Source organism: Paenibacillus sp. FW101-FHT12H11 (genome assembly GCF_058790355.1).
The window spans coordinates 93,101-101,323 of sequence record NZ_JBYTCO010000014.1; the positions used below are offsets into that span (position 1 = coordinate 93,101).

At 49.2% G+C, this 8,223-nt stretch carries 7 protein-coding genes; all 7 read left to right on the plus strand.

Going from position 1 to position 8,223, the window contains the following annotated elements:
• Positions 1 to 39: 39 nt before the first annotated feature.
• The 7 genes from AC3WTJ_RS34670 to AC3WTJ_RS34700 all read left to right on the plus strand — a co-directional run bounded on the left by AC3WTJ_RS34670 (position 40) and on the right by AC3WTJ_RS34700 (position 7,979).
• The gene (locus tag AC3WTJ_RS34670; RefSeq protein WP_127453252.1) at positions 40 to 264 is read left to right on the plus strand and encodes a hypothetical protein; all 225 of its coding nucleotides are present in this window, start codon (positions 40 to 42) and stop codon (positions 262 to 264) included.
• A 27-nt stretch (positions 265 to 291) separates the two neighbouring features.
• A complete protein-coding gene (locus AC3WTJ_RS34675; protein ID WP_492526023.1) occupies positions 292 to 1,023 on the plus strand; it encodes a spore coat protein in 732 nt (243 codons plus the stop codon).
• A gap of 168 nt (positions 1,024 to 1,191) precedes the next feature.
• Complete coding sequence (locus AC3WTJ_RS34680; protein ID WP_127453250.1) at positions 1,192 to 1,656, plus strand: DUF6130 family protein; 465 nt, start codon at positions 1,192 to 1,194, stop codon at positions 1,654 to 1,656.
• A 180-nt stretch (positions 1,657 to 1,836) separates the two neighbouring features.
• Complete coding sequence (pcrB, locus tag AC3WTJ_RS34685; protein WP_492526025.1) at positions 1,837 to 2,538, plus strand: heptaprenylglyceryl phosphate synthase; 702 nt, start codon at positions 1,837 to 1,839, stop codon at positions 2,536 to 2,538.
• Positions 2,539 to 2,542: 4 nt separating this feature from the next.
• Complete coding sequence (gene pcrA / locus AC3WTJ_RS34690) at positions 2,543 to 4,897, plus strand: DNA helicase PcrA (protein WP_492526027.1); 2,355 nt, start codon at positions 2,543 to 2,545, stop codon at positions 4,895 to 4,897.
• Positions 4,898 to 4,954: 57 nt separating this feature from the next.
• Positions 4,955 to 6,976 carry an NAD-dependent DNA ligase LigA gene (gene ligA, locus AC3WTJ_RS34695; RefSeq protein WP_492526029.1) on the plus strand — a complete coding sequence of 674 codons (2,022 nt, stop codon included), beginning with the start codon at positions 4,955 to 4,957 and terminating at the stop codon, positions 6,974 to 6,976.
• Between the two features lie 28 nt (positions 6,977 to 7,004).
• On the plus strand, positions 7,005 to 7,979 hold the full coding sequence (locus AC3WTJ_RS34700) for a DUF1835 domain-containing protein (protein ID WP_492526031.1): 975 nt from the start codon (positions 7,005 to 7,007) through the stop codon (positions 7,977 to 7,979).
• Positions 7,980 to 8,223 lie beyond the last annotated feature (244 nt).

Below are 8,223 nucleotides of genomic sequence, written 5' to 3' on the forward strand. Positions count from 1 at the left end.
AACCTACAAAGAAGGAATGGAAAGGAGGGTAACATTCACATGTACAACAATCAAGGGAACCAAACCATTACCGGCAAGGAGCTCTCGTACCTATCGGATACGTTGAAGAATGAAGATTTATTAGCAAAGCTTTGCGTGCATGCTTCTGTTGGCAGCCAAAGTCCATCGTTGAAGCAAACCATGTCTCAACTTTCCCAGGAACGGCTCCAAAGCGTCAGCATCCTCATCAACACGCTGCAGCAGCAATCAGGCTTGACCCACTAACACGTACACAGAGGAGGTGCAAGAAGCATGTATCAACAAAATGCCTACCAACAACAGCAGCAGCACCAAGTGCTTTTGCAAGAGCAGGATCTTGCTAATTTAGTTCTATCCGAGTTGAAACGCAGTGCAGGGGAGTACACAACAGCGGTCACAGAGGCCGTGAATCCCCAAATTAAACAGACCTTTCAAACTTTATTGACCAAGACACTTCAATGTCATGCGACTTTATTTCAAGAAATTCAAAAACTCGGATACTACGAGATGCAGCCGGCTGAGCAGCAGCAAATCCAACAGGAGCTGCAGAAGCAAAGCCAGACCGCAGCTCAGCTGCAGTCTTTCGTGCACCAGAATTTGAGCCAGGCACCGACGATGAGCTACCAACAGCAGGAGCCGATGGGGATTTCCCAGCAGCAGCCGCAACAACAACAGCAGTACTCCCAAAATCAGCACCAGCAGGCGCAAAGCCAACAGCACAATCCAATCGCTGGCCTGCACCAACATCAGGCGCCAATCCAACCGATCATCAATACGTCCCAGTATCCGAACGCCGTGCATAACAATCAAGGGCAAGGCTACGGCCAAACGAGCTATGGCTACTCCCAAAGCTACGGGGCATCATCCGCTTATGGAGCATCGGAGAATGCTGGCATGGCCGGCAAATCGGCGAATTCAAGCATCGCTTCCCGCCAAACTTCCAATGTAACCGGCGAGAACTCCTACATGAACAAACAGCATGAGGGCAGCAAATATAGCTTTTAATCAATTAGACGTCCGCAGCGATAAGCTTAGGGCGTCTTTGTTTTTTCTGTGTCCCAACTTTTTTTTGATTTTGTCCCACTTTTCTCATAATCAAGGTATGGAAGCGGCTTGTCACACATATATAAGGAACAAGGATGTCCAAACTTATGGGAAAAGGGAGTAGAGCTGATGAAAAAAACATGGATTTACGGCGCAGCGACTTTAATGTTACTTGGAGCAGTGACAACTGCATGCGGTTCTAAAGAGGAAGTCATTAGTTCAACCGGAGCAGGCCCTAAGGTAGCGACAACGGTGGCAGGCGGCCAAGCAGAAAGCAGTGTGAAAACGGTGGCTTCCGGCGCCAAACCGGCCATTGATGCGCAAGTTTCCAAAGTGGATGGCAGAAATGTAACGATTACGTACCAGACAACGAATTTCCAACTATCTGCCGATAGTATGGATAAAGCGAATGTACAGGGGCAAGGACATCTGCATCTGTACGTGGACGGCAAGCAGAAAGCGATGATCGGCAAAACAGGTCCGTTAACGCTGAACAATTTAGCTGCTGGTAAACACGAGATTCGCCTTGAACTTCAGCAAAATGATCACAAAGACCTGAATGTCGAGAAAATTCTTAACATTGAAGTGAAATAGGTGGGAACATTTGTGCGTATTCGGGCGGAAAACAAGCTCGGGTGAAGATCGGAACACGCTGCAAGCATATTCTTTGAAAAGACGGGCAAATAGCCCGTCTTTTGTCATTTGACACACCTGAATGGGTAGCATAGACTGTTGATAGTATGGCAGGATTGCCGCCTAATCGGAGGGAAACAATTGATTGTCGATATACGGAAGTGGAATCATGTTTTTAAGCTGGACCCTGATCGTGATATATCCGATGAGGCGCTTGACCTCATTTGTCAGTCGGGAACGGATGCGATAATGGTTGGAGGTTCAACAGGTGTTACGTTTGATAATACCGTAGACCTCATGGCCCGGATTCGCCAGTACGAATTGCCGTGTGTACTTGAAATTTCTAGCCAAGAGGCTATCGTCCCCGGGTTCGATCTCTATTTTATTCCCGTGGTGCTCAATGCGGAAGATCCGAATTGGATCGTCGGGCAGCATCATGAGGCGTTGAAGGAGTATGGTTCCCTGCTCAATTGGGACGAGATTGTAACGGAAGGTTATGTGATTCTCAATAGCGAGGCTGCGGCGGCGAAGCTGACGAAAGCTCGTTCGAACTTGGATGCCAAAGATGTTGCGGCTTACGCACGAATGGCGGACAAGTTATTTAACATGCCAATTGTATATTTGGAATACAGCGGTGTCTTCGGCGATATGGAGCTGGTGCGGAGGACGCGGCAAGTTCTGGAGAATGCCCGTTTATTTTATGGGGGCGGGATCGACAGCTTGGCCAAAGCGCAGCAAGCGGCGGAAGTGGCAGATACCATTGTCGTAGGCAACATCATCTATAGTGATCTGGAGCAGGCGCTTCAGACAGTGAACGTGAATTTTGATAGAACAGGAAGGTAACTTAATGAACGAGACAGTCAATATCTTAGATGCGATTAAAAGGTTGAATCCCCAGCAGCGCAAAGCGGTTGAAGCGGTTGACGGTCCACTTTTGATTATGGCTGGCGCGGGAAGCGGAAAGACGCGGGTGCTCACGCATAGGATCGCTTACCTGATCGGCACACGCAAAGCGGCGCCATGGAGCATTCTAGCGTTAACCTTTACGAATAAAGCAGCACGTGAGATGCAGGAGCGTGTAGGCAAACTGGTCGGCGGGAGCGGGAACGATATCTGGGTTTCCACGTTTCACTCCATGTGTGTACGTATGCTGCGCAGAGATATTTCGCGAATCGGTTTCACCTCGAATTTTACGATTCTGGATTCAGGCGACCAACTCTCCGTGATCAAAACCTGCTGTAAGGAACTCAACATCGATACGAAGAAGTACGAACCCAAGACGTTTCAAGCGGCGATCTCTACGGCCAAAAATGAACTTATATCTCCTAAACAATTTGAAGATAAAATCGGTGACTATTTCGACGGACTGACCTCAAAAATTTATACGCTTTACCAAAAAAAGCTGAGAAGCAACAACTCCCTGGATTTCGATGACCTGATTATGGCTACCATTCATTTGTTTAAAGAAGTGCCGGAAGTTCTGGATTACTATCAAAACAAATTTCAATATATTCACGTCGATGAGTATCAAGATACGAATAGGGCGCAGTATATGCTGTGTCAAATGATTGCTGCCAAACATAAGCGCATTTGCGTCGTAGGAGACAGCGACCAGTCCATTTACCGTTGGCGCGGAGCCGACATTACGAATATCCTTAATTTTGAAAATGATTACCCGGATGCCACGTCCATTTTATTAGAGCAAAATTATCGCTCCACCTCGAATATTTTGAACGCGGCGAATAAAGTCATCGCCAACAATACGGGCCGTAAGCCCAAAAATTTGTGGACCGACAAAGAGGGCGGGGCAGGCATCAAGCTATATCAAGCCGACACGGAACATGAAGAAGGCTATTTCATAACAGGTGAAATTAACAAAAACAAGTCCAAAGGTAAAAAGTTCGCCGATCATGCCATTCTCTACCGGACGAATGCACAATCACGGGTAATAGAGGAGATTCTTATTAAATCCGACATTCCGTATACGATTGTTGGCGGTGTGAAGTTCTATGATCGTAAAGAGATCAAAGATATTTTGGCTTACTTGCGGCTCATTTCCAATCCCAACGATGATATCAGCTTGAATCGGATCGTCAACGTTCCGAAGCGGGGTATCGGTGGCACCACAATGGATAAAGTTGCGGAGATGGCTGGACGCCGCGGGATTTCGTTATTTGCCATGCTGGAGGAAATTGATGTTCTGGAGATCAATGCCAAAGCGAAACACGCGTTGGCTGATTTCCGTGAGATGATCGATAATCTGAACCGGATGGTTGAATACTTATCCGTGACGGAACTTACCGAGAAGGTGCTGGAGCTATCTCAGTACCGTTTGGAAATGCAGCGGGAAAATACGATTGAATCCAAAGCTCGTCTCGAAAATATTGAAGAGTTCCTGTCCGTGACGATGGACTTTGAGAAACGCAACGAGGACAAGTCCCTCATTTCGTTCTTGACCGATTTGGCGCTTATCGCCGATATCGATACTTTAGATAAAGACCAACCTGAGGAAGAACAAGACGCTGTCGTCTTAATGACGATGCACAGCGCCAAAGGTCTGGAGTTCCCGGTTGTGTTCATCATCGGGATGGAAGAAGGCGTCTTCCCGCACAGCCGGGCTTTTGCCGATAACGAAGAGCTTGAAGAGGAGCGCCGTTTGGCCTATGTCGGCATCACGCGCGCCGAGGAAGAGCTGTTCCTCACGTGCGCGCGCATGCGCACGCTCTTTGGCCGCACCGCCGCTAACGCGCCATCGCGATTCCTGCAGGAGATTCCGCCGGAACTTCTGGAGAAAGTCTCGATGGGAGGTTCCATCGGCGGAGGCTTCTCACGAGGTGGCCGCACCAGCTCGTGGGGCAGCAGCGGAGGCGGCAGCACCGCCGCCTCCTCGACGAGCCGCGGTTCCGGCGGCTCGTCTGCCTGGGGCACGCCGTCCTCCTTCGGACGGCCAAGTGCCGGCGAGGCTGCGCCAAGCCCTGCGGCGGCTGTGAAGCCGCCTGCGTTCCGGGCTCCGCAGCCTGCCGCGGGCGATCCGGTGCCGGACTACAAAGCCGGCGACAAAGTGTCGCATGGCAAGTGGGGCGTCGGCACCGTTGTGTCCGTGAAAGGCTCGGGTGACGACACCGAGCTGCAAATTGCTTTTCCGGCGCCTAATGGCCTTAAGCGCCTGCTGGCGAAATTCGCCCCGATTACCAAAGTGTAGGGGCAGGACATTTCACCCTTGGATTACCCATTTCCCATTAGAGAGGAAGAGCCCGTAATGACAGATGCCATCGCGGCAATGAAAACCCTCATCCAAGAAATTAACAAGCACAATCATAATTATTATACACTCGATCAACCGACGATTTCGGATGCCGAGTGGGACGCTTTATATGATAGATTAACAGCGCTGGAGAAGGAGACGGGAACCATCCTGCCTTCTTCCCCAACCCAGCGTGTGGGCGCCGATATCCTGAAGGGTTTCGAACCGCACCGCCATCTAGCCCGTCTATGGAGCTTGGACAAAGCGCAAAATGCGGAGGATCTTCAAACCTGGCATACACGTGTTCTTAAATTGATTGCCGACTATAACAGCAAGAACCCGGAAACTCCTTTGCCGGACCCTACTTATGTTGTGGAATTAAAGTTTGATGGGCTTACGATCAATCTTACCTATGAAGCGGGGCAGCTAAAACAGGCCTCCACGCGTGGGAATGGTACCGTAGGAGAAGGGATTTTAGCACAGATCAAGACGATTAAATCTATCCCGCTCGAGATTCCGTATGATCAAGGGACGATTGAGGTACAGGGTGAAGGCATGATGTTCCTGTCTGTCCTTGAAGCGTACAATCAGACGGCCGCAGAGCCGCTCAAAAACGCTCGTAATGCAGCCGCCGGAGCACTGCGTAACCTGAATCCCAAAGTAACCGCAGAGCGCAAACTGAACGCTTTCTTCTATAACGTAGGTTATTCGGACAATATTCAATTTGCTAACCATGCGGATATGGTTCAGTTCCTACGGGACAACCATTTCAAAATCAGCAATCGTACACGGTATTTCAATACGATCGAAGAAGTAAGCGCAGAGCTGGAGCGGATCGCCGAAGAACGTTTAGGTTTTGACTTCCTCATCGATGGTAGCGTTGTTAAGCTTACGGACATGCGCACGCGGGAAGTGCTTGGCTATACGGAGAAGTTCCCTCGTTGGGCTATCGCGTACAAGTTTGAAGCCGAAGAAGCAACAACGATCCTGCAAAGCGTATCCTGGGAAGTAGGCCGCACCGGCAAAATTACGCCGTTAGCTCGCGTAGAAGCTGTAGACCTCGCTGGCGTTACCGTACAAAACTGTACGTTGAATAACGTCGGCGACATCGAGCGTAAGAACCTCAAGCACGCCTTAGGCAGCCTTGTCTACATTCGTCGCTCCAATGACGTCATTCCCGAAATTCTCGGTAAAGTGACCGAGGAGAATGACGGCGAGGAAATTGTCGCTCCGACGCATTGTCCTTCTTGCGGCAGCGAGCTGGAGATGCGTGGTGCGCATCTGTTCTGCTTGAATCGGCTTGGCTGCAGCCCGCAGCTCGTTGGCCGTATGTCGCATTTTGCTTCGCGCGATGCGATGGACATAGAGTTCTTCAGCGAGATGACGGCTTCGCAGCTGCACCAAGAGCTTGGCGTCAACGATCCTGCGGATCTCTATGCGCTGAAGTTCGACGATCTGGTGAAGCTTGACCGGTTCGGGGAGAAGAAAGTCAACAATTTACTGGGCGCTTTGGAGAAAAGTAAATCGCGCGACCTCGCGTCGTTCCTATATGCACTAGGCATTCCCAACTCCGGCAAAACGACAACCAAAGTGCTGGCCGATTATTATCGCAGCCTGCCCAAAATCATGGCGGCAACGCCGGAGGAGCTCATCACGCTCCCAGACGTGGGTGGTATTGTTGCCGAGAGCATCTACTCATTTTTCCGTGATCCTGTCATGGTATCCAGTATTGAGCGCATGTTGGCCGCCGGAGTCAACCCGATTGCCGAGGAGCCTGCCGTCGTGCTGGCTAGCCCGGACAATCCGTTCTTCGGCAAAACGGTTGTACTTACGGGGACGCTTTCCACTATGGGGCGCGACGAATGCGCCAAGAAGCTGGAAGCGCTTGGGGCCAAAATTACCGGTAGTGTTTCTAAGAAAACGGACATCGTTATTGCAGGGGAGAGCGCCGGCAGCAAGTTGACCAAGGCACAGGAGCTTGGCATTCGGATTATTGATGACGAACAGGAGCTTCTGCAGTTGCTGGGTGAAGGTTAATTTAAATTTTTTGAAAAGAGGGTGCGCCATGCCAGGAAAGCTGCATATTGTGAACGGTGACGCTTTTGGAGATAAACTGCGTAAGTCGAGCATAGATGGTGACATTCTGGTGTGGCGCGAGTCTCTATATGAAGGACCTATCGGCATGCGAATGTCAGATAGCCTCCTTTTACCCATTAGGGCCTCCTATATGTTTCGAAAGCATGGGATCCCGGAAGAGCTGTTTACATCCACCACGCTTCATCAAGAAAAGCAATTGGATAAGCTCTCAGATGAGGCAAGCGAAATTATCCTATGGTTTGATCAGGATCTTTTTGACCAGTTGATGCTTTGTTATTTATTAACGCGACTATCTAATCTGCACTATGGCCAAAAGCGACTATCGCTTATCCAATATGATCAAAAGCTCGAACATCAAATTCCTCAACTCTACAGCGAGATGTCGCCAGTAACAGAAGCGCAGCTTAACATTGCTGCTAAGGTATGGAGTGCCTATTCGGCCTCTGAACCGCTGTCTTTGGCAGTTTTGATGGGGGAGGACTTGTCGGAGCTTCCTTTTCTAAAAAGGGCTCTAGAGGCTAATTTAGGGCGCTATTCCTCTATGCAAAATGGTTTGAGCAGCCTGGAGCAGCTCATTCTAGAGGAAATTGATCGAACGGATGTTTCTCTCTATTCCTTATTTCAATATGTAAGCGAGAAAGCCAGTGACTTTGGCTTAGGTGATTTGCAATTCTGGGGTATGTTAGAGCGGCTCCGGTTATGTGATCATCCATTAATCTCTCTTACCGGGGGTGACAGACTTCCTCAATACGGTGAACCCTTACCTGTTCAGTTCGAGAATTGGCGAGTAAGATTAACAGATGCGGGTAAACTAGTTCTCACGGGCAAAGAAGACCATATTGCTTTGAATGGTATCGATGACTGGATCGGTGGTGTTCATTTGCAAGGGAAGCAGTTGATTTGGCGCCTAGATCGTGCTAATTCAGGGTTTTTCAAGCTGTAAGATATTGTATATAAAAAGATGCTTGCAATTCGTTTTGAAACCTGATAGTATATGTTCTTGTCACCGCAAGAGCGACACATTAACGCTTTAAACGGTAACGCAATAAAGCTCTTTGAAAACTGAACAAATAGATGAAGTAAATCAGCAAATTAGTCGAGTAAACGACAAAATGAGATTGTAAAATCTCGCTAGCAAGTCAATGAGCTATTCAGCTTTTCTATTATGGAGAGTTTGATCCTGGCTC